Raw genomic sequence first — 21,909 nt, 5'->3', positions numbered from 1 at the left:
TCCTGACAGGAGTTATCTGATGAAAGCTTTCCAGGTAAGAGCACCCTTCGAATTCGGCCTGGCCCAGGTTGACATGCCGCTGGTTGCTCCCGGTGAGGTCAAGGTCGACGTGGCCTACGCCGGCATTTGCGGCTCAGACATGCACATCATCCATGGGCAGAACGCATTCGTGCGATTCCCCCGCGTGACCGGTCATGAGTTTTCCGGTGTTGTCCGGCAGATAGGTGAGGGGGTCGAGCATCTGCAGGTCGGCGACCGGGTGTGTATCGACCCGGTGATCAGTTGTGGCACCTGCTATCCCTGCCGGATCAATCGTCCCAATGTCTGCACGCAACTGCAGGTGATCGGCGTGCATCGAGACGGCGGCTTCAGTGAGCAGGTCTGTGTACCGGCCACCAATGCCCACCGCTTGCCTGACTCGATGTCGCTGAGCCACGCGGCGCTGGTGGAGCCTTATTCCATCGCCCTGAATGTGCTCGATCGCATGCAACCGCATCCCGGCGACAGCCTGTTGATCTACGGTGCCGGCGTCATCGGTCTGACCCTTGTGCAAATGGCTCGGGCGCTGGGGCTGACTGACATTACCGTCACCGATGTCATCGATGCCCGGCTCGACACTGCGCGGGCCTTGGGCGCGAGCCTTACCCTCAACGGCAAGGAGCTGGATGTCGAGGCGAAGATGCGCGAACTCACCCAGGGTGAAGGTGTGCCGCTGATCGTCGATGCCGCCTGTATTCCTGCGTTGATGCCGCAAATGGTACGTCTGGCCTCGCCAGCGGGACGCATCGGGCTGCTCGGTTTCAATGCAACACCGAGTGATCTGGTGCAGCTGGAAGTGATCAAGAAGGAGTTGACGCTGGTCGGCTCGCGCCTCAATAACCGCAAATTCCCACGGGTGATCGAACTGATCGCCAGCGGCAAATTGCAGGTCCAGGACCTGATCAGCCATCGCGTCACGTTCGACGAGATGCCCGCGGCCATCGAGATGATCGAGAACCATCCCGAGCACACCCGAAAGGTATTGGTGGAGCTGACAAGCGCACTTGACTGAGAACAGCGCGGCGCCTTCACGGCCCGCCGGTTTTATCGTGCCCCTGGATGGGCACCCTCACCGAATAAACACAAAAAGCGGGAGGTTCCAATGTTTGGACAAGGTCGTAGCGTAGTCATCATCATGCTGTTCCTGGCGGGCGTCATTAATTACCTGGATCGCTCGGCATTGTCCGTGGCGGCCCCCTTCATCCAGAAGGACTACGGTCTGAGTACGGGTGAAATGGGGATGATCTTCAGTAGCTTTTTCGTCGGCTATGCGGTGTTCAATTTCATCGGTGGTTGGGCTGCCGATCGTTACGGAGCAAAAACCACGCTGCTGCTGGCGATGGTGCTCTGGTCGCTGTTCAGCGGTCTGACGGTATTGACGATCGGCTTCGCCTCACTGGTGTTCATCCGAATACTGTTCGGCATGGGTGAGGGCCCGCTGAGTGTCACTACCAGCAAGATGGTCAACAACTGGTACACACCCAAGCGAAGGGCACGGGCGCTAGGCGCTTCGATGTCCGGGACGCCATTGGGCGGCGCGATTTCCGGGCCTGTGGTCGGTTTTATCGCGGTCAGTTACGGCTGGAAAGTCTCCTTCATCATCATCATGGTGATTGGCCTGATCTGGGCGGCGGTGTGGTTCAAATTCGTCAAGGATAAGCCGCAAGGCAAGGCAGCCGAGGACATTCTGCAGGCAGAGGGCGAGAGCGAGATGGCTGCGCAAGCTGTTCAACCGCTGCGCTACTACCTCAGACAACCCACGGTGCTGTTCACCTCGCTGGCGTTTTTTTCCTATAACTACACGCTGTTCTTCTTTCTGACCTGGTTCCCCAGCTACCTGACCATGGCTCACGGCCTGAACGTCAAAGACATGAGCATTGCCACGGTCATTCCCTGGTTGCTGGGTTTCCTTGGCCTGGCCCTGGGTGGCTTCATCTCCGACTTCGTCTTCAAGAAAACCGGACGGATGATGTTCTCGCGCAAGGTGGTGCTGGTGACCTGCCTGCTCGCTTGCGCAGGCTGCATCGGTTTCGCCGGCGTGGTGAAAACGCTGTATCCGGCGGTCATCCTGGTGGCCCTGGCGGTGTTCTTCCTCTACCTCACCGGCGCTATTTACTGGGCAATCATTCAGGACACCGTACCTGCCGCTCGCGTCGGTGGGGTTAGCGGCTTCATGCATTTTCTCGCCAATACGTCGGGCATTATCGGGCCGACCTTGACCGGGTTTATCGTCCAGTTCACCGGCTCGTTCACCAGTGCCTTTCTGTTGGCGGGCCTACTGACCGTCATCGGTGCGGTGTGTGTGGCACGCTATGTCAAGCCACTGGCGGTGGCCGATGTGCCCGCGTCGCCGGCGGATAGCGTTCAGCCGCGTCCGGCTTTGAATCATCCCTAGAAGGAGAGCGCCAATGTCTGTTATTCAGCGTATTCCTTCAGCAAGTCCGGCACCTGAGATCGGTATCGTGCATCTTGGCCTGGGGGCGTTTCACCGCGCCCATCAGGCGGTCTACTTGCAACGTAACCTGGCCCGCCACGGCGGCGGCGACTGGGGGCTGTGCAGCGCCAACCTTCGGTCCAATCACACACTGGTCGATCAATTGCGCAAGCAGGACGGTCGCTACCATGTGGCGGAATATCGCGACCGCGAGCAGGTGGTTCTGCGCGAAATCACCGTGTTGCGCGAGGTTTTGTACGTGGGTGATGGCGGCGATGAACTTGCACTTCTATTGCAGCGCATGGCCGCGCCACAAACGCGGATCGTGACCCTGACTGTCACCGAAAAAGGTTATTACCTGAGCCCGACCACCGGGGAATTGCGCGTTGAAGATCCCGCTATTGCCCATGATATCGCTCACCCTCAAGCACCACGCACAGCCCCTGGCATTGTCCTGGAAGCTCTGCGCCGCCGACACGCCGAAGGCATTCCGGCGTTCACGGTGCTGTGCTGCGACAACATGCCGGACAACGGCTCGCGAACACGACAGGCCGTCAGTGCATTGGCTGCGGCACAGGATCCGCAGTTGGCGAAATGGATCGACGAGCACGTAGCGTTTCCCGGCTGTATGGTCGATCGGATCGTTCCCGCGATGGACGCAGCCGCGTTCACTCGACTGGACGAACAGCTCGACTGTCAGGACCGCGCGGCGGTGGTGTGTGAAAGCTTCAGCCAATGGGTTATCGAGGATCACTTCCCGCTCGGGCGTCCGGATTGGGAAGAGGAGGGCGTGAAGATGGTTCGCGACGTCCGGCCCTTCGAGACCATGAAGCTGCGCATGCTCAATGGTAGCCATTCGTTGCTGGCCTACATCGGTTCGCTGGCCGGCCATGAATCGGTGTTCGAGGCGATCGGCGACGCCGATCTCGCACGTCTCATCCATCGCTACATGGCCGATGAGGCGGCTCCCACTCTGGACATGCCAGAAGGTATCGACCTTACGATGTATGCCCGCGAACTCTGCGCTCGCTTTGCCAATGACAGCCTGCAACATCGCCTGCGACAGATCGCCATGGATGGCTCGCAGAAAATACCTCAGCGCTGGCTGCTCGGCGCGCAACAGTTGCTTGACGATGGTCGCAGCATTGCCTGTACGGCACTGGGTGTCGCGGCGTGGATTCACTATTGCGCACAACCGCCAGTGATCGACGATCCCTTGAGCGCGACGTTCGTCGATCTAACTGCACGACTGCAAGGTGCGCAATGGGTGGATGCCTTTCTCGACCTGGCCGAAGTCTTTCCCACGGCCTTATCTGACCGCGGCCAATTCCGTGACGCCGTGCAACATGCTTACGGCGCCCTCGGTCGCGACGGTATTCGAAGCATTCTGAAAACCTTTCCAGAACACGATACCCAAGAAGGAAAATGACATGGAACATACCTGGCGTTGGTTTGGCCCGAAGGACCCGATCTCTCTGGCAGACATCCGACAAACCGGTGCGACGGGCATTGTCACTGCCCTGCACGACATTCCCAATGGCCAGGTTTGGCCGGTGGAGGCTATCGCGACGCGCAAGCAGTTGATCGAAGCCGCTGGTCTGACCTGGTCGGTGGTTGAAAGCATCCCGGTCCATGAAGACATCAAGCGTGGTTGTGGCCAGCGCGATGAGTACATCGCCAACTATCAGCAAAGCCTGCGCAACCTGGCGGCCTGCGGTATCGATATCGTCTGCTACAACTTCATGCCAATTCTGGACTGGACCCGCACGGATCTCGCCTGGGAACTCGAAGATGGCGGCTGGGCGCTGCGTTTCGATCAAACCGCGTTCGCTGCGTTCGACCTGTTCATCCTGCAGCGCCCTGATGCGCAAGACGAATACAGCGCCGACGATATCCAGCAGGCCAAGGCCTATTTCGAGCAACTGACGCCGTCCCAGAGCGATGCGTTGGTCAACACCTTGATTGCTGGCTTACCGGGCGCCGAAGAACACTACAGCCTGGATGACTTTCGTGCCTTGCTGCGTACCTACGCCGACATCGATGAAGCCCGGCTGCGTGAGCATCTGGGGTACTTTTTGCGTGCGGTGATTCCGGTCGCCGAAGCAGCCGGTGTGCGCATGGCGATTCACCCGGACGACCCGCCTCGCGCGTTGCTTGGCCTGCCGCGAATTCTCTCCACCGCCGATGACGCACAATGGTTGCTGGATGCTGCGCCAAGTCCAGCCAATGGCCTGACATTCTGTACCGGCTCCTACGGTGTGCGCGAGGACAACGATCTAGTGGCGATGGCCAAGCGTTTTGCGCCGTTCATCTACTTCACCCACCTGCGTTCAACCCGCCGCGAAGCCGATCCGCGCAGCTTTCATGAAGCCCATCATCTGGACGGGGATGTCGATATGGTTGGCGTGATCGGTGCCTTGGTCGAAGAGGAGTACAGGCGTGAACGCGAAGGAGGCCCACGTTTGCCATTGCGTCCGGATCACGGGCATCAATTGCTTGATGATCAGCAGCGCAAAAGCAATCCCGGCTACTCCTTGATAGGTCGCCTCAAGGGGCTCGCTGAAATAAGGGGCGTCGAGTTAGCCGTGCGACAACTGCGCAGCTAATAAGATTTTCGGTCATAGCCGCCGACTGCTTCTGGTCGATAGTTGTGGATAAAAACGAGGTGGCCGGACTTCCTGTCGGCCACCTGCAGCACCCCGCCCAAGGCGAGGTAATGTCATCAGGCTTTGCTGGCCGCCAGGTAAGCGCCAAGGCGTTGTCCCATTTGCTCGCCCAAGGCTTGCAAGCCACTCAAGGGACGGACCATCACCTCAAACTCAACGATTTTTCCTTGTTCGTTGAACCGGATCATGTCGATTCCCTTCAACTCTTTTCCGCCGACGTTGGCGCTGAATTCCAGGACGACGTTCAACCCGTCTGCCGTCGACAGTTCCCGGTGGTAGACGAAATCCTCAAATACCTCGATGACCGTGTTGAGAATCATCGATACCACGGCCGCACCCGGGTAAGGCGTGTGAGCCATTGGGGAGCGGAATATCGCCTGTGGGTCCAACAAACCGGGCAAAGCGCTCAAGTCACCCTTGCTGATCATGTTGTGCCATTGTTTCAGGGATTCTGCGGCGTTGGGATGCAGTTTCAGTTCAGACATTTTCAACTCCTGTATTTTTGTTGTTTTGCAAACGCTCATCGATCAGCGACACACAGCTCCCCGGTGGCGCGTATCAGTGCTTGACCATGCAGACTGTCCTTGATCAGGCCGGATCGTGCCTTGGCCAGCCAGTTCGCGCATTCCGGGTCATTGCGATAGGGCGCGAAGTCAGCGTATTGCTGCAACAGGCGGTTTTGCAGCTCATCCAGCTGTGGCCGGATTTGATTGACGAGGTCCGGCCTTGGCGTGTCAGGCGCCTTGCCAGCCGCTCGCCAATGAGCGAGCAGTCCGTACTGCACCAGCTTGCTGGCTTCTATCTGTGCCGCGATCAATTCGGCCACGTCGTCCGGGTCCAGTTTGCGCTCAACGGCCATCTTCCTGGCGTTGGCGATGACTTGCGCTTCCCGGTCACTGTCCTGGATCGGTTTGCCACTGTCCCACTTGGTCAGCGCCACGAGATCACCGATGCTCAGGCGCTCGTTCAACGTCACCAGCAGCGGTTGCAAGCTATCGGGCGCCGGGGAGGGCGCGCTGGCTTGTGCGCTGCAGGCGAGTAAACCGAGGATGGCGCAGGTCAGCAGTTGCGGTAAGCGTGGGGAACGGGGCATCGGCAAACCTCATTGGGTACGGGACTTACAATCAGGTGTTATGTATCACAGGTGTGGCAGAGGCATTAAGTGGGGATTGATTTATTTTGTGCACGAAAAAGCCCGGCTTTGCAGGCCGGGCTTTTCATTGAGTACTGCGGTAAAGCTAGTCATTTATGCAGCGAGGTATTTGATCAGACGCCGGCAATGATCCTCCTATCGTCGGCTGTACCGCTCAGCCAGAACCGCGGGGGTATGCTGGACCTCTTAGACTGTCGAGGCTCTCCAGGTCCGCAAGGATTTCCTGCGAGATTCCATACTCTGGTCGAGAGGATAAACCGATGCATGACTATTACGATTTGGGCACCTACAGCCGTCCGGTGACGACCCACTCGTCCCAGGCCCAGCGCTGGTTTGATCGTGGATTGTTATGGTGCTACGGCTACAACCACGACGAATCCATACGTTGTTTCCACAAGGCGATCGAACACGACTGCGATTGCGCCATGGCCTACTGGGGCATCGCCTACGCCTCGGGGCCCAACTACAACAAGCGCTGGGATGCTTTCATCGAACAGGAGTTGAAAGAGGTCGTGGCCCAGGCCCGACTGGCAACGCAAGCCGCGCTGGCGCATCTCGATGGAGCAACACCGGTGGAGCAAGCGCTGATCCGCGCTCTGGAGCAACGCTACCAGGCCGATCAGGCGACCAGCCTTGAGCAACTCTTCACCTGGAACGATGCCTACGCGGCGTCCATGCGCGATGTCTACAAAGCCTTTCCCGAAGATCCCGACGTCTCAGCGCTGTTTGCCGAAGCGATGATCGACCGCACACCCTGGCAATTGTGGGACCTGAAAACCGGTGAGCCGGCGCAGGGGGCTGACACGCTTGAAGCCGTGGCCGTGCTGGAACAGGCACTGCGGCGGATGGAGCAGCACGGCGATGCGCCGCACCCGGGCGTGCTGCACATGTACGTCCACACCCTGGAAATGTCGCCCTATCCGGAGCGGGCATTGCGAGCCGGCGATGTCCTGCGTGACCTGGTGCCGGACGCCGGGCATTTGCGCCATATGCCGTCGCACATCGACGTGCTCTGTGGTGATTACCGTGGGGCCATGGTCACCAATAGTCGGGCGATCCTGGCCGACAGCAAATACCTGGAACGGGAAGGGCCACTCAACTTCTACACCCTGTACCGAAGCCACAACTATCACTTCAAACTCTATTCGGCGATGTTCCTCGGGCAGTACCAACCGGCCCTCGAAGCCGCCGATCAACTCATCTCGACCATCAAGGAAGAACTGCTGCGCGTGGAACAGCCGCCCATGGCCGACTGGCTGGAAGGTTTCGTGTCGATGAAGGTGCACGTGCAGATTCGCTTCGGCAAATGGCAGGACATACTCGCCACTCCGCTGCCGAACGACCAGGCACTGTACTGCGTGACCACGGCGATGCTGCATTACGCCAGAGGCGTGGCGCACGCGGCCTGCGGGTATATAGCCGCTGCGGAAGCCGAACAGCATCTCTTCCTGAATGCCCTGACCCGAGTGCCGGAAACACGCTACCTCTTCAACAACACCTGCACCGACATTCTGGCGGTTGCCGGCGCCATGCTGCGCGGGGAAATCGAGTACCGCAAAGGTAACTACGACAGCGCTTTTACCCACTTGCGCCAGGCGCTATGGCTGGACGATAACTTGCCCTATGACGAGCCATGGGGCTGGATGCAACCGGTCAGGCATGCGCTGGGCGCGCTGCTTCTGGAGCAGGGCAGGGTAGAAGAAGCCTTGCAGGCCTATCGGGCCGATCTGGGGCTGGACAACACACTCAGCCGTGCGTCCTGGCATCTGGACAATGTGTGGAGCCTGCACGGTTATGTGGAATGCCTGAAACGACTGGGGCGGGACGCCGAAGCAGCCGCTGCCCAGACGCGACTTGATCTGGCGATGGCCCGGGCTGATGTGGAAATCACGGCATCGTGTTTTTGTCGGGTTGGAAAACGTTGTTGCGAGTAATGCCCGGCAGGTACGGCCCCGCCTCAATTGACGATTCGGCCGCATTGTGGAAATGCATGCTAACTACTACGCCGCGACGCGGCCTGGCCGCTGCGCAAACTTGAGCCGGTATCAAGCGCCCCTTCTGACCGAACCTGGACGATTCGTATTGGCCAATCATTCACTCATCTAAATCGAAAGGCCAAACCGATATTCGTGCACTGTCCCTTCTTGCCGAGATAGATGTTCGATCAAGAAGCCACACCGTTTGAGTACTTTTGCCGAGCCGATATTTCCAGCGTATACGTTGGCAACCAGTTGTTTAAGGTTCCAATGCAACTGCGCCTCCTGGATCAGATGCCTCACCGCCAGCGTTGCCAGTCCCCGTCCGCAAGCGCTTTGAGCAATCCGATAGCCGACTTCTGCCGACCGCTCGGACATGTCGATGCCTTTCAGGTTCGCTCGACCCACTATTTTTCCGTCAGGATCTTCGATGACAAATGGGTGCCAGGTTGCGGCGGCAAAATCAGATAAATAAGCCGCAATGTGGTCGGTGACGCCCTGCACCGAGTAAAAAGCAGAACCGCGCGCGTCAATGTAGCGCTCGAACCATTCGCGATTGTCCAGTTCAAATGTCAGCAACGCCTCAGCATCATTACTGTGTAGGGTACGAATTCTGACGGGTTTCATAAGTATGCCGGTCGCTCGGTCATACGTTTTCATTATCCGATCGGGTAAACGAATACCGATCGATATCAGACCTGAGCTGCCAACCTTGGCTGTGCCAATAGTTAGCCGCTGTGACATTGGTCTTGAACACGTCGAGATGACATTTAAGTATTCCGTGTTTCTCGAGACTCGAAAGACAGCGCTCTACCAACGCATTGGCTATGCCTTGCCGCCGATACTGAGGAAGGACAACCAAATGCTGCAAATATCCTCTGCGGCCGTCGTGTCCACACATGATGCAACCGCAGAGAACGGCTCCGACCTCAGCAACGAAGCTCATTCCGGGATTTCGCTCTAAATATTTCGAGGTCGATTCACGAGAGTCGGCATCACGCAAGGAAACGCCTGGGGTACGCCTCATGAGGTCGATGACCGCATCGTAATCGTCCATGGTCATGACACGGATGTTGAACATTGATTGAGCCTGGCTTTGATAACTGTCTGGCCCAGCAGACTAGCAGAAGCAGCTTGGATGTTGCTCCCATTACGAGGATCCCACCATGCGCAACTACACACTGGAATACCTGTTCAACGGCGAACCTCGCGCACACATGTTCGAGCTCAAGCAGCCTCAGCTGCCCGTCCATGAGGCGGCGATGCACCTGCTACAGCTGCATTTTGGGGATGGAGAAAACAGCCTGATCATGCCCACTGCGGACGCGACGCCGGAGGAGATTTTAGAGCAGGCTGAGCGGGTAGGGCTGACGCAGATTAAGGTTGTCGATCAACCCAGTTGATGCCAGGTGCAGCAATCAGCAACGCGCGCCTCGGCAGATTTGAACCACTGCTTCTGGCCGATTGTTGCCTGTCGCCGCAATGGTCGGCCAGAAGCGGCCCATAACCAGGGTCCGCTTTGGGCCGATACGCGAGCGGTAGATACGGGTTGAGCCATGGCCCTGGTCGCATAAATTTGAAATGCACGGCGTTGCTCGACAGAATCGCGCCCCGATCTGGCCAAAGGTGCCGGACATTCGTGATCAAAAGGAACTGCAGTTGAACGAACAGACATTGTCCATGCGCCTGGAGCGCGTGGCGGCGTATGTGCCAGCGGATGCGCGCCTGGCCGATATCGGTTCGGATCACGGCTACCTGCCGGTGGCGTTGATGCGCCGTGGCGCCATCGCGGCGGCGGTGGCCGGCGAGGTGGCATTGACGCCGTTTCGCTCGGCCGAACGCACCGTGCGTGAGAATGGCCTGGACCAGTGGATTACCGTGCGCCTGGCCAATGGCCTGGCGGCGATCGAGCCAGGAGACGGGATCACGGCGATCAGTATCTGCGGCATGGGCGGCGAGACGATCCGCGACATCCTCGACAGCGGCAAGGCGCATCTGAGCGGCCAGGAGCGCCTGATCCTGCAGCCCAACGGCGGCGAGCAGCCACTGCGCCAATGGCTGATGGTAAATGGCTACCGCATCCTCTGCGAGGAAGTGCTGCGGGAAAACCGCTTCGACTACGAAATCATCGTCGCCGAGCGCGCCGGGCCTGTGATGTACACCGCCGAGGAACTGTACTTCGGCCCGCTGCAGATGCAGGCACGCAGCCCGGCGTTCTTGGTCAAGTGGCAGCGCATACTGCGTGAGAAGCAGAAGACCCTGACCCACTTCGCCCGGGCGCGGCAGGCCGTGCCCGAGGAGAAGGTGCAAGACATCGCCCGGCAGGCCCAGTGGATCACCGAGCTGCTGGCTTGAGCCCGGTCCAGGGCGACCCAAAAGCCACCTGTCGGAAGTGCGCACGAAACCCGAGGCGACTCATTCAGATTGTTGAGTTGCCCAGTGTCTCATCTCTTCGGCAATGAAGTGGTTCACCAGGTCACGGAACATTTTTTCGATTACATCCGGGCTCAGGCCTACTTCCTCGGCCCAATCGCGACGTGTCATCAGCATGGTATTGAATCGTTCCAAAGCACGTACCGAGGCAGCAGAGGTCTTGAACTTCGAAGCAGCAAGTACGTATTGAAAACGCCTTCCTAACAACTTGATAACCGCTCGATCCAGGGCATCGATCTTGCGTTTGCAATTGACCGCGGTCACTCGGGCAACCCGGCCAGCCGCAGTCCATCCGCGAACCGCGCGAGATCCTCGGGCCGTTGGATGGGCAGCCAGTCCTTCAGGTTGGAGATGCGCAACGATGGTTCCAGCTCGTGCAGGCGCTGTATCGCCTGTTTTGCTTTGTCCATTTGCCCGGTGAGCGCATGACTGGCCGCCATCAGGGCAACCGAGGGCAGGAGCGTGGGCAGGTTCCCCAGCGCCTTCTCCGCCCAGGCCGAAGCGGCGTCGAAGCGCCCGGCGAAGAAATACGCGAGCGCCGTTCCAACCTGCATTCGGAACATTTCCGGATCCAGCGGACTTAAGCGAACGGCATGGGCCAAATGCTCAATCGCTTCGTCTGTTTCACCGCGCAGTGCGCGCAGGATACCGCCCAGGAACCAGGCGGGGGCGAGATTGGGATTGAGTAGACGTGCCCTGTCGAGCAGGGCAATGCCGCCATCGACATCGCCGGCGAGATGGGCAAGTGCATGTCCGCCTCGCGTCAGTGCCACGGCATCATCCCGGCCGAGTGCCACCGCCAGACGCGCAAGCCTCACGCCTTCGGCGATCTCTTGAGTCCGATCGGTCATCCAGCCATTCAACTTGCGCCAGAAATGGCACCAGGCTGCCATGCCATAGGCCGATGCAAACTCCGGGTCGAGTTCGATGGCCTTGTAGAACAATGGCAGCGCCACCTCAATGGCTTCCCGGGTGCCGCTGTGCAGTTTCGCCATGCCGCGCAGGTAATAGTCGTAGGCGTCCAGGCTTTCCGTCGGTTTGCGCTTGGCGCGCTCGATTTCCGCCCGTTCCAGCTGCGGCGCGATGGCACCGACGACGCTTTCGGCAATTTGATCCTGCAGCTCGAAGATGTCGTCGAGCAGGCCTTCGAAGCGCTCCGCCCAGATATGCGTCCCGCTCGTCGCATCGATGAGCTGCCCAGTGATGCGTACCTTGTTCCCCGATTTACGCACGCTACCTTCGAGCACGTAGCGCACGCCGAGCTCCTGGCCGACGCCCTTGACGTCCACCGCCCGGCCCTTGTAGGTGAAGCTCGAATTGCGCGCGATGACGAACAGCCAGCGGATTCGCGACAGGGCCGCGATGATGTCCTCCACCATGCCGTCGGCGAAATATTCCTGCTCCGGATCGCCGCTCAGGTTGTGGAAGGGCAAGACGGTAATGGAGGGTTTGTCCGGCAGAACGAGCGCGGCGGGAGGCGTTGGCTTCGGGTCAACGGGCGCGGGTTCGCCAATGCCTGGCCGGTCAGGCTGTTGCGCTTCGCCGATCTTGTCGACCTTGATCTCGCCCACGAAGCGGTAGCCCTTACGGGCAACCGTGCGAACCAGGCGCTGCTCCTCGCCCGTATCACCGATGGCCTTGCGAACCGCATTGATGTGGCTGGTGATCGTCGATTCCGAGACGATCCGGCCGTTCCACACCGCTTTGAGCAGGTCGTCCTTGCTGATGACGCGATCGGGATTGCTGACGAGCTGCAGCAATAGGTCGAAGACCTGTGGTCCGACGGACACGACTTGCCCGCGCAAGGTCAGTTCCCGGCGCTCCTGATCGAGCACGTAGTCTTCAAACACGAATGGCAAGGTGAACATCCCCTGGTCGAGCGCCCTCGACTCCGTGTCCGAGCTGGCGATTGGTACGTGGTGCCGATAATACGGCAGCGCGTAACCCTCTGCACCGTCCAGCATGGGAGCCCGTCGCACAGCTGCTGCTTTGGACGAAAAACCAAGCTTCCCCGAAGACAAACTCAAGATCGGCACAAGGACTTCCCTCACGCGCATGGGCACTCTCTCTCCACATCGACAGCAATGGTTGCCGTCGAGAAACGGAGAGAGCCCATGAAGATCGTCGTCATCGGAGGCACCGGCCTCATCGGATCAAAACTTGTGAAGAACCTCCGCGAGCACGGCCATGACGTGCTCGCAGCCTCCCCCAGCACGGGCGTCAACAGCATCACCCGCGAGGGCCTGGCCGAAGCGATGGATGGCGCCGATATCGTCGTCGACGTGGCGAACGCGCCGTCGTGGGAAGACCAGGCCGTCCTCGACTTCTTCGAAACATCGGGCCGAAACCTGTTGGCTGCCGAAGCGGCCGCCGGCGTCCGCCATCACGTTGCCCTGTCGGTCGTCGGTAGCGAACGGCTTCCCGAGAACGGCTATTTCCGGGCCAAGGTCGCGCAAGAAAACCTCATCAAGGCGTCCGGCATGCCTTACACCATCCTGCGTGCGACGCAGTTCTTCGAGTTTGTCGGCGGCATCGCGCAGTCGGCCACCGTCGGCGAGGAGATTCACCTGTCGCCGGCGCTGATCCAGCCGATGGCGTCCGACGATGTGGTGGCGGCACTCGCCGATGTCACGCTCGAAACGCCGGTCAATGGCACGGTCGAAGTCGCCGGTCCCGAGGCCATGCCGCTCGACGAACTGGTCAGGCGCTTTCTGCGCGCAACTCAGGACAACCGCAAGGTTGTGCCGGACGTGCACGCGCGCTACTTCGGCGACGTGCTCGACGATCAATCGCTGACCCCCGGCAAGGACTCGCGCCTGGGCACGATCCGCTTCGAGGGCTGGCTCGGTCAGGCGACGGCCCCAGCGGGGCGCTGAGCCTCCCATGGACACATCAGGAAAGCGTCGGCCCGGTAACGGGCCGCGCTGTCACAACACCTACCCACGAAGGAGAATTGCCATGTTTAGCCGATATCTCTTGGCCGCGGCCTTTGCCGTGCTGTCGATCACCGCAGCATCAGCCGATGAGCGGCCCGCAGGCAAGGTGACGGTTGTATTCGACCGTCCCATTCCCAACATCCCTGGCAAGAGCATGAAGGGTGTGGTCGTCGAGTATGGGCCGGGCGCCGCGTCGCCGGCCCACACCCATCCGAAAACGGCCTTCATCTATGCAACGGTCCTGGAGGGCGCGTTTCGCATCAAAGTCAAAGGCCAGCCGGAAAAGATCTACCACGCCGGCGAAAACTTCGTAGAGGAGCCGGGATCCGTGCACGAAGTCAGCGCCAACGCCAGCGACACAAAACCTGCACGCCTGCTGGCCGTGTTCGTCCTCGACACCGACGAAAAGGTGCTCGTCACGCCCATCGGGAAATGAGCCCGTCAACGCGTTCATCGACCCGCGACAGCCGGGCGGCAGGTGACTTCCGCCCTGTGGTTGCTGTAGGTCCTTGGCATTGAACAGGAAATGAGAACATGAACGCGCTCCAGGACAAGGCCGTCGGTGTCACCGGCGCAAGCGCCGAGACCGCTGCCGTTGTGGCGCGGCAAAGCAAGAGAAAGAGGATCGGCATACTGCTGTGCGTCGGCGCCGTGGTGGTCTTGGCGGCCGGATGGGTCATGGCTGTTTCGAGCGGCGCGACCTCGACCGACAACGCCTATGTCCGCGGCGACCTCACCTCGCTCGCCGCCAAGGTGGCCGGCTATGTCACTGCGGTAGAGGTCGAGGACAACCAAGCCGTCCAGGCGGGTGACGTCCTGTTCCGGATCGACGATCGGGACTATCGCGCACGGCTTGCGCAAGCCGTGGCCAATGTCAGCGCTGCCCAGGCTCGCCTGACCCATGTCGACGCAGAAACCCAGCTTCAGCGTGCCCTGATTCGACAGGCCGAAGCCCAGAGACGTTCGGGCGTGGCCGAGATGAATCTGGCGACCAAAACCCACGATCGCAGCCGCAAACTCATTCTCAGCAACGCGGTCAGCCAAGCTCTGGTCGATGAAACCGGCGCGGCACAATCCAGAGCCGAATCGACGGTATCGGCCGCTTCCGCAACGGTAGAGGCTCAACAGCAACGCATCGCCGTCCTTGTGGCCCAGCGAGAAGCTGCCGTGGCTGCGGTGACGCAGGCACAGGCCGCGCGTGATCTCGCCCAGATCGATCTCGACAGCACCGTGGTGCGTGCGCCTGTCGATGGCGTTATCGGTAACCGCCAGGTTCGCATCGGCCGCTTTGTTACGCCGGGCGTTGCCTTGCTCGATATCGTGCCGGTCAACGATGTGTGGGTCGTGGCGAACTTCAAGGAAACCCAGCTCGAACATATCCGCCCCGGTCAGCGTGTGCGCATCACGGTGGACGGCTACCCCAACGGGGCACTTGAAGGCGTGGTCGACAGCTTTGCACCGGGTAGCGGCTCGGCGTTCAGCTTGCTCCCCACAGACAACGCGACCGGGAACTTTGTTCGTGTCGTGCAGCGCGTTCCGGTCAAGATCCGGCTTGTCCACAACCCGTTGCCGGGCCGCATCGTGCCCGGCCTGTCCGCGCGTGTCGAGGTTGCGCAAGGTGATGGCTCATGAACACGGCTGCCACCGCAACGCCGAGCAACGCCAGCGTTACGACCGGTGTCCTGCTCATTACGGGCATCGTGCTTGCCACGTTGACGGAAGCGATCGCCAGCACCGTTCTGTCGCTCGGACGCAGCGACATCATCGGCGACACCTACGCAACGCCTGATGAGTTCGCCTGGTTGGATATCGGCTACACCGCGCTCAAGCTTATCGGGTTCATGACCGCTCCTTGGTTGCTGAACCGTTTTTATCCGCGTCATGTGCTCATCGGCTCAATCCTGGCCATGGGCCTGGCGTGCGGCATTGCCGCCATCACCGCTCAACTGGACGTGCTGGTCGCGCTTCGAATGATCCAAGGCTTCGCCGGTGGCACATTGCTGGTCGGGGGCCAGGCGATCATCTTTCGCGCCTATCGGCGATCCCATCAACCCATCCTTCAAGCCGTGTTTGCCATGGGCGCCGTGGTTGCGCCCGCGACACTCGCCCCGGCCCTTCAAGGGTGGTTGATCGATAGCCAATCCTGGACATGGATCTTCTTCAGCGTTGTGCCGGTGGCCCTGGCGGCTACCGGACTTCTGCTGATCGCAGACAGCCCAGTGCCCGCCAAGGTCCGGCACCGTCCGTTTGACTGGATCGGCTTTTCACTGATCTGCGCCACCCTGTTCTGTTTCACCTACGTGCTCAGCCAAGGCAGCCGATGGGACTGGTTCGAGGAGCCTCGCATCCTGTGGCTGAGCGTGATCGGCGCAGCCGCTCTGCTGGCCTTTCTCGGCCAACAAGTGTTGGCCAAAGGCCAAGGTCTGCTCGACTTCACCCTGTTCAAATCGAGCGATTTTGCCTTCGCTTTTATCGTCAGTTTTGTCGCCGGCGCCGCCTTGTTCGGGAGCGCGTTCCTGATTCCGGCGTTCGCCCTGTCGGTCCTCGCGTTCACGCCTACCGACGCCGGCCAGCTCCTGTTGCCCAGTGGCGCGTTTTTTATCGGCGCGCTGCTCATTGCTGCCTGGCTCATGCAGGTCCGCCGCGTTCCGCCGTTCGCCACCGTGCCCTTTGGAATCCTGATGATTATGGTTGCGATGTGGATGCTGTCCGGCTCGACCAGCGAAAGCGGCACGGACGACATGATGGCAGCCATCCTGTTGCGCGGCCTGGGCCTTGGCTTCCTGTTTCTATCGATCACGCTGATCGCTTTCAGCGACCTCAACAGCCGAAACCTCGCCTGTGGAATAGGCCTCTTTAATACGGGTCGCCAACTGGGTGGACTTATGGGAGTCGCAGGACTCCAGACACTGATCGAACATAACGTCGTCGCCAATGCCGTGGTCCTCGGCGCCAGCGTCACCCCAGGAGGGGCAGCGGTCATTGAACGGCTGACGACCACGACAGCCATGCTGTCGATGAAAGGGATGGATGCGGTGGCCGCGAGCCGGGCAGCGACAAGCCTACTGGGCCGTGTCGTGACAGGTCAGTCCACGGCGATTGCCTTCGACACGGCGTTCATCTCAGTTGCCCTGCTTTTTGCAATCGCCGCCCCCGTATTGGTCAGCATCAAGATCGGGCTCTTTGCCAAACAGGAAGATGCTTGCATCACGTTGCCGCCTCCAGGCTACGGGAGGGAGGCCGTGCAACCGGGTGAACACGCGAGTCAGGTGGGATTGGTCTGAAAATCCACATTCGCGGGCGATACCAGAAATGGGTTTCGAGGGTTGGGACAGCATCAGTTCTTTGGCTTTTTCGACGCGCATTTGCGTCAACCAGGCATGAGGTGCCATCCCTGTGGTCTGCTTGAATGCCCGGGAGAAGTGGCTCCGTGACAGGGAGCATTCCCTGGCAATGGTGTCGACCGAGAGATCTCCCGCCAAGTGGGTGGCGATGATCTCCTTTGCCAGCACGAGCTGCCAGGTTGTCAGCTTGCAATTGGCATCAGCGCTGTTCGTCCCGCCACGAACGTAACGACGCAGCACATGATCACAGGTAGCGAAAAAAATGTGGTCAAGGAGCAGTTGGTTCCGTGTGCTCGACGGGTTGAGGGCCGGCAACAGGGCACAGGCGAGATGATGGAGGGTTTCGTCCTTGCCACCCTGATCGTATTCGAAACGGTCAAAGCGCCTGATTCCATTTTCCTGCCGAAGATCATCAAAGGTTGAGCGTGGAATATTGAAGCGGACATTGTCATAGGGGGCCCGGTGCTGGCACCTCAACTCGTCTCCCATAAAGGGTAACGATGCACTGGCTTTTCTGTACCCGCCGGAGTAAGCAAGCCGTCCCGCACGCCAAAGTCGATGATCAGCGAAGTCCTCCAGCTGAACAATGATTGAAAACATGTCAAGGCACGGTATGTCCACAAGCCTTTCTACGTCAGGATTTTTTTGCTGTGTCCTTACCACAGTGAATTTATCGGTGGTGAGTTGAGAGATCCAGGGTGAGGTCACAGAGGAGCCCTCAAGGCTAAGGGGATTATAGAAAGCCAGTGTTGAGCTGACGCCAGTAAGAAGGCGAGAATCCGGTACATCGACTGAATACCTTGGTGAAATGCGAGCTATCGGAAAATCCGCAATCTATAGCGACATCAGTAATTTTCAACAAGGGGTTCAGGAGCAGTTTTTTGGCTTTGTCCACGCGTATTTGCAGAAGGTACTGATGAGGGCTCGATCCGAGACTGAGCTTGAACGCCCGGCTGAAATGGCAGCGAGAGAAGGAGCACTCACGGGCCAGTTTTTCAACCGATACACCATCGGCAATATGGGCGCATAACATTTCCTTTGCTCGTCTCTGCTGCCAGGGCGCCAGGCCTCGATCCTTCGAAGACACTGCAACGCTTCCCTGACCATGATGGAGGGAAAGCTGTGTCTGAATGGCCATCATGATTTGATCGATAAAAAAGCGATTGGGTTCATCAGGCTGGTTGAGCATGGGCATCACCGCACAGGCCAAGTGATAGATGACGGGGTCAGACGCCTCGATACTGTGTTTGAAATGGATGAGCAAGAACTCATCAATGGTCGGTGTATAGGTAGAGGGCATGGTTTTATCGGACATCGGACGCATGCTCGAGCTTCCTCATTTGCGGGAAACAGGCCTTTTCGTGGAACAAAGCCGTTTTACAGGCGAATCGCTCAGAAAACATCCGGGATCGCGTAAAAAAGACATGCGGTCTGCCACTGTCCGGATTCGGAAACAGCAATTTTCTCAGCACAAACCTTCCAAAATCGCACATCCATACAATCGCCTGCTCCAGCACACCATGAAAATGCACACTCCCAAACGTATCTGGAGAAGTGTCATGGCAACTGCAAAAGCAGCACCCGGTAAAGGCCTGTTGGATCCTTCCAACCACGCTCTGATCCTGATCGACTTCCAATCTCAGATGTCATTTGCCACCAAATCCATCGACGCCGTCACCCTTCGAAACAACGCTGCACTGATCTCGAAAGCAGCAAAGGAATTTGGTGTTCCGGCCATTCTTACCACGGTCGCTGAAAAAAGTTTTTCAGGTCCTATGTTTGAAGAAATCACCTCGACTTTTCCTGGTCAGAAACTCATTGATCGAACCAGCATGAATACCTGGGAAGATGAGCGGATCGCCGTCGAAGTGAACAAGATCGGTCGCAATAGAATCGTTCTTGCCGGTCTCTGGACGTCGGTCTGCATCGTGGGCCCTGCAATCTCGGCGCTCGAACAAGGGTTCGAGGTCTACGTCATTTGTGATGCCTGCGGTGACGTTTCAGATGAGGCTCACGAACGCGCCATCAGCCGTATGATCCAGGCAGGCGCGCGTCCAATGACTTCGCTTCAGTACCTGCTGGAACTGCAGCGCGACTGGGCCCGGAGCGACACCTACAACGAAACGGTGAAGACCTCCATTGCCCATGGTGGCGCTTATGGTCTTGGTTTGATTTACGCCAAAACGATGTTCAACGCCTCGGAAAGTCACTGATCTGTTTTGCGCCTCATTCCGAAGGGGAATAAGGCGCTCTCAGGCGAGTCGTGCGGATAGAAGGGCAGTTTCCATCTTGCCTGACGACCGTATTGACTCGCGGGGCGACGGCAGCCCAGGAGGTCGCAATGAGCATTTACAATGCCAATGAAGTGGCCACGTTAGTCGTTCGGCACGGAACCCGGCAGGGCAGTGAGGACGCTTATGAAGCCTGGCTTCGAAAAACAGTCAATACCGCCAAGGGTTATGAGGGGCACTTGGGCGTGGATGTTTTTCGCAGCCACCGTGACGGTATTCATCTCTTCACCAGCGTGCTGCGCTTCTCCTGCACGGAGAAGCTTCAGGCCTGGCTGGACTCCGAGGACCGTCGTTTGCTGGTGGCTGAGGTGCAAGACCTGCTGGCCGATGGTGATCAACTCGAGGTCAGCCAGGGCCGCGAGTTCTGGTTCACTCCCGAGACCTCCCAGGCGTCACCGCCGCCCCGGTGGAAACAGGCTTGCATTACCTTTTTGGTCATCCTTCCGCTGACATTGACTGTCCCTTTGTGCTGGGGCCCGTTGTTCGCACGGGTTCCGTGGCTGGGAGGGTACTTGCAGAGCAATGTGGTGATCACGCTGACCATCGTATTGTTGGTGGTTTACTTGTTCATGCCGCGTGTGACCCGGCTATTCGCACCTTGGCTCAATGGTCATAAAGGCGGGGAGCGTCCATGAAAAAAGGATTCTATCGACAGCAGTCGCCGACGATTTCTTGCCGAAAGCCAAGTTCTCGCAGGCGTGGGTGCGCTGTGGTGCGCACTACCGTTTGCCCTATCAGCAGGTTCATCAGCATCGAATATTCGAGGAGGCACAATGAACGCCGATTTGATCATGATCAATGGCCGCTTTCACACCGTTGATCGCGAGAAACCCACGGCCAGTGCCGTGGCTATCAAGGACGGGAAATTTATCGCGGTTGGCAGTGACGAAGAAATCATGGCCACCCGCGGCAGTGCCACTCAGGTCATTGACTTGAACAAACGCACAGCGATTCCCGGGCTGAACGACTCCCACCTCCACCTGATTCGAGGTGGCTTGAATTTCAATCTGGAACTGCGTTGGGAGGGCGTGCCTTCGCTGGTGGATGCCCTGCGTATGCTCAAGGCACAAGCTGATCGTACGCCTGCGCCACAGTGGGTGAGGGTGGTGGGCGGCTGGACGGAGTTCCAGTTCGCCGAAAAGAGAATGCCTACGCTGGACGAACTGAACAAAGCCGCCCCCGACACGCCGGTGTTCGTATTGCATTTGTATGATCGTGCGCTGTTGAATCGGGCAGCGTTGAAAGTAGTCGGTTACACCCGCGATACGCCCAATCCGCCTGGTGGGGAAATTCAGCGCGATGCCAATGGCGATCCTACCGGCATGCTGATCGCCCGCCCCAACGCGATGATCCTTTACTCGACGTTGGCCAAAGGCCCGACGTTGCCGCTGGAATATCAGGTCAACTCAACACGCCAGTTCATGCGCGAGCTCAATCGGTTGGGCGTCACCAGCGCCATTGACGCGGGGGGCGGCTTCCAGAACTACCCCGACGACTACAAGGTCATTCGCGAACTGGCCGATAAAAATCAATTGAGCGTACGCATCGCTTACAACCTGTTCACTCAAAAGCCAACGCAGGAACTGTCGGACTTCAAGAGCTGGACAAGCATGGTCAAGCCGGGCGACGGCAACGACTTCTTCCGTCACAACGGTGCCGGTGAAATGCTGGTGTTCTCTGCTGCCGACTTCGAGGACTTCCTCGAGCCGCGACCCGATCTTTCCCAGAGCATGGAGCAAGAGCTGGAGCCCGTGGTTCGCCATCTGGTCGAGCATCGTTGGCCTTTCCGGCTTCATGCGACCTACAACGAATCCATCACGCGGATGCTCAACGTTTTTGAGAAGGTCGACAGAGATATTCCCTTCAATGGCCTCCCTTGGTTTTTCGATCACGCCGAAACCATCACCCCTGAAAATATTGAGCGCGTCCGGGCGCTGGGTGGCGGAATCGCCATTCAGGACCGGATGGCGTTCCAGGGGGAATATTTTGTCGAGCGCTATGGCAACAAGGCCGCCGAGCAGACGCCGCCCATCCAGCGGATGCTGTCCGAAGGCGTGCCCGTGGGTGCCGGCACCGATGCTACCCGGGTTTCCAGCTATAACCCGTGGACATCGTTGTACTGGCTGGTCAGTGGAAAAACGGTGGGCGGGATGACGCTCTATCCGCAAGGTCTTTCACGGGATACGGCGTTGCAGCTGTATACCCATGGCAGTGCCTGGTTCTCATCGGAGCAGGGCAAGAAAGGGCAGATCAAGGTCGGTCAGCTGGCTGACGTCGTGGCCTTGAGCGCCGATTTTTTCAGCGTCGATGACGAAGCGATCAAGTGGATCGAATCCGTGTTGACGGTGGTGGGGGGCAAGGTCGTTTATGGCGCCGGTGAATTCGATCAGTTGGCTCCACCCGCGCTTCCGGTCATGCCGGATTGGTCACCTGTCACTAACGTTCCCGGGCACTGGAAACCCAATGCGGTGGTCGCTGCCCGCACGCATCAGTGCAGTGGCCCTTGCGCCGTCCACTCACACAGTCACGACAGGGCCCGGTTGTCGTCAGTGCCGGTCAATGATTTCACAGGTTTCTGGGGAGCCTTCGGCTGTTCCTGTTTTGCATTCTAGGGGCAGGCGGCGGCCTCGACGGTGG

Annotated in this window: 22 protein-coding genes and 1 pseudogene; 15 read left to right on the top strand and 8 right to left on the bottom strand. The window is 59.0% G+C overall.

Features of this window, described 5'->3' with window-relative positions:
- Positions 1 to 19 precede the first annotated feature (19 nt).
- The 4 genes from ACYZT5_RS13325 to uxuA all read left to right on the top strand — a co-directional run bounded on the left by ACYZT5_RS13325 (position 20) and on the right by uxuA (position 5,079).
- Complete coding sequence (locus tag ACYZT5_RS13325; RefSeq protein ID WP_462051513.1) at positions 20 to 1,051, top strand: Zn-dependent oxidoreductase; 1,032 nt, start codon at positions 20 to 22, stop codon at positions 1,049 to 1,051.
- Between the two features lie 90 nt (positions 1,052 to 1,141).
- Positions 1,142 to 2,434: an MFS transporter gene (locus tag ACYZT5_RS13320; protein WP_462051512.1), complete on the top strand. Its 1,293-nt coding sequence runs from the start codon at positions 1,142 to 1,144 to the stop codon at positions 2,432 to 2,434.
- Between the two features lie 13 nt (positions 2,435 to 2,447).
- On the top strand, positions 2,448 to 3,902 hold the full coding sequence (locus ACYZT5_RS13315) for a mannitol dehydrogenase family protein (RefSeq protein ID WP_462051511.1): 1,455 nt from the start codon (positions 2,448 to 2,450) through the stop codon (positions 3,900 to 3,902).
- 1 nt (position 3,903) lies between these two features.
- Complete coding sequence (gene uxuA / locus ACYZT5_RS13310) at positions 3,904 to 5,079, top strand: mannonate dehydratase (protein ID WP_462051510.1); 1,176 nt, start codon at positions 3,904 to 3,906, stop codon at positions 5,077 to 5,079.
- A gap of 116 nt (positions 5,080 to 5,195) precedes the next feature.
- Here uxuA and ACYZT5_RS13305 read toward each other — a convergent pair whose 3' ends face one another.
- A complete protein-coding gene (locus ACYZT5_RS13305) occupies positions 5,196 to 5,624 on the bottom strand; it encodes a nuclear transport factor 2 family protein (RefSeq protein WP_462051509.1) in 429 nt (142 codons plus the stop codon).
- Positions 5,625 to 5,659: 35 nt separating this feature from the next.
- Positions 5,660 to 6,232 carry a chorismate mutase gene (locus ACYZT5_RS13300; protein WP_462051508.1) on the bottom strand — a complete coding sequence of 191 codons (573 nt, stop codon included), beginning with the start codon at positions 6,230 to 6,232 and terminating at the stop codon, positions 5,660 to 5,662.
- Positions 6,233 to 6,552: 320 nt separating this feature from the next.
- On the opposite strand from ACYZT5_RS13300, the gene ACYZT5_RS13295 reads away from it, so the two are divergent.
- On the top strand, positions 6,553 to 8,226 hold the full coding sequence (locus tag ACYZT5_RS13295; RefSeq protein ID WP_462051507.1) for a hypothetical protein: 1,674 nt from the start codon (positions 6,553 to 6,555) through the stop codon (positions 8,224 to 8,226).
- A gap of 168 nt (positions 8,227 to 8,394) precedes the next feature.
- Here ACYZT5_RS13295 and ACYZT5_RS13290 read toward each other — a convergent pair whose 3' ends face one another.
- Positions 8,395 to 8,895 (bottom strand): GNAT family N-acetyltransferase, encoded by a 501-nt coding sequence (locus ACYZT5_RS13290; protein ID WP_462052249.1) that lies wholly within the window; start codon positions 8,893 to 8,895, stop codon positions 8,395 to 8,397.
- 19 nt (positions 8,896 to 8,914) lie between these two features.
- Positions 8,915 to 9,349 carry a GNAT family N-acetyltransferase gene (locus ACYZT5_RS13285; RefSeq protein WP_462051506.1) on the bottom strand — a complete coding sequence of 145 codons (435 nt, stop codon included), beginning with the start codon at positions 9,347 to 9,349 and terminating at the stop codon, positions 8,915 to 8,917.
- A gap of 85 nt (positions 9,350 to 9,434) precedes the next feature.
- Here ACYZT5_RS13285 and ACYZT5_RS13280 point away from each other — a divergent pair, with 85 nt between their 5' ends.
- Positions 9,435 to 9,671 carry a hypothetical protein gene (locus ACYZT5_RS13280; RefSeq protein ID WP_462051505.1) on the top strand — a complete coding sequence of 79 codons (237 nt, stop codon included), beginning with the start codon at positions 9,435 to 9,437 and terminating at the stop codon, positions 9,669 to 9,671.
- Between the two features lie 256 nt (positions 9,672 to 9,927).
- On the top strand, positions 9,928 to 10,623 hold the full coding sequence (locus ACYZT5_RS13275; RefSeq protein ID WP_462051504.1) for a tRNA (adenine(22)-N(1))-methyltransferase: 696 nt from the start codon (positions 9,928 to 9,930) through the stop codon (positions 10,621 to 10,623).
- Positions 10,624 to 10,683: 60 nt separating this feature from the next.
- Here the strand turns inward: ACYZT5_RS13275 and ACYZT5_RS13270 are convergent, their stop codons facing one another.
- On the bottom strand, positions 10,684 to 10,965 hold the full coding sequence (locus ACYZT5_RS13270) for a chorismate mutase (protein ID WP_462051503.1): 282 nt from the start codon (positions 10,963 to 10,965) through the stop codon (positions 10,684 to 10,686).
- Positions 10,962 to 12,560, bottom strand: a complete 1,599-nt coding sequence (locus ACYZT5_RS13265; protein WP_462052248.1) for a winged helix-turn-helix domain-containing protein — start codon at positions 12,558 to 12,560, stop codon at positions 10,962 to 10,964. The genes ACYZT5_RS13270 and ACYZT5_RS13265 overlap by 4 nt, the downstream gene beginning before the upstream one ends.
- Before the next feature lie 255 nt (positions 12,561 to 12,815).
- On the opposite strand from ACYZT5_RS13265, the gene ACYZT5_RS13260 reads away from it, so the two are divergent.
- The 4 genes from ACYZT5_RS13260 (at position 12,816) to ACYZT5_RS13245 (ending at position 16,921) form a co-directional block, all read left to right on the top strand.
- Positions 12,816 to 13,577 (top strand): SDR family oxidoreductase, encoded by a 762-nt coding sequence (locus ACYZT5_RS13260; RefSeq protein WP_462051502.1) that lies wholly within the window; start codon positions 12,816 to 12,818, stop codon positions 13,575 to 13,577.
- Positions 13,578 to 13,659: 82 nt separating this feature from the next.
- On the top strand, positions 13,660 to 14,073 hold the full coding sequence (locus ACYZT5_RS13255; RefSeq protein WP_462051501.1) for a cupin domain-containing protein: 414 nt from the start codon (positions 13,660 to 13,662) through the stop codon (positions 14,071 to 14,073).
- A 98-nt stretch (positions 14,074 to 14,171) separates the two neighbouring features.
- Entirely contained in the window at positions 14,172 to 15,269 is a 1,098-nt protein-coding gene (locus ACYZT5_RS13250) for an HlyD family secretion protein (RefSeq protein WP_462051500.1), read from the top strand.
- The gene (locus tag ACYZT5_RS13245; RefSeq protein WP_462051499.1) at positions 15,266 to 16,921 is read left to right on the top strand and encodes an MFS transporter; all 1,656 of its coding nucleotides are present in this window, start codon (positions 15,266 to 15,268) and stop codon (positions 16,919 to 16,921) included. The genes ACYZT5_RS13250 and ACYZT5_RS13245 overlap by 4 nt, the downstream gene beginning before the upstream one ends.
- On the opposite strand, the pseudogene ACYZT5_RS13240 reads toward ACYZT5_RS13245, so the two are convergent.
- Positions 16,910 to 17,149 (bottom strand): annotated as a pseudogene (locus ACYZT5_RS13240) (helix-turn-helix domain-containing protein); the annotation flags it as partial. The gene ACYZT5_RS13245 and the pseudogene ACYZT5_RS13240 sit on opposite strands and share 12 nt — an antisense overlap.
- Between ACYZT5_RS13240 and ACYZT5_RS13235 the strand changes: the two are divergent.
- On the top strand, positions 17,120 to 17,404 hold the full coding sequence (locus ACYZT5_RS13235; RefSeq protein WP_462052362.1) for a hypothetical protein: 285 nt from the start codon (positions 17,120 to 17,122) through the stop codon (positions 17,402 to 17,404). The pseudogene ACYZT5_RS13240 and the gene ACYZT5_RS13235 overlap by 30 nt on opposite strands.
- Before the next feature lie 310 nt (positions 17,405 to 17,714).
- Here the strand turns inward: ACYZT5_RS13235 and ACYZT5_RS13230 are convergent, their stop codons facing one another.
- Entirely contained in the window at positions 17,715 to 18,305 is a 591-nt protein-coding gene (locus ACYZT5_RS13230; protein ID WP_462051498.1) for a helix-turn-helix domain-containing protein, read from the bottom strand.
- A gap of 235 nt (positions 18,306 to 18,540) precedes the next feature.
- Here ACYZT5_RS13230 and ACYZT5_RS13225 point away from each other — a divergent pair, with 235 nt between their 5' ends.
- From ACYZT5_RS13225 to ACYZT5_RS13215, 3 genes are all read left to right on the top strand, one after another.
- Positions 18,541 to 19,194, top strand: coding sequence for a hydrolase (locus ACYZT5_RS13225; protein ID WP_462052247.1), 654 nt, complete (start codon positions 18,541 to 18,543; stop codon positions 19,192 to 19,194).
- Between the two features lie 128 nt (positions 19,195 to 19,322).
- Positions 19,323 to 19,907, top strand: a complete 585-nt coding sequence (locus tag ACYZT5_RS13220) for an antibiotic biosynthesis monooxygenase (protein WP_462051497.1) — start codon at positions 19,323 to 19,325, stop codon at positions 19,905 to 19,907.
- A gap of 138 nt (positions 19,908 to 20,045) precedes the next feature.
- Positions 20,046 to 21,884, top strand: coding sequence for an amidohydrolase (locus tag ACYZT5_RS13215; protein ID WP_462051496.1), 1,839 nt, complete (start codon positions 20,046 to 20,048; stop codon positions 21,882 to 21,884).
- Positions 21,885 to 21,909 lie beyond the last annotated feature (25 nt).

This window comes from Pseudomonas sp. LB3P14 (genome assembly GCF_054898045.1).
Note: the sequence above shows the minus strand (reverse complement) of the source record. Positions and strands in the feature narration are given on the sequence as shown.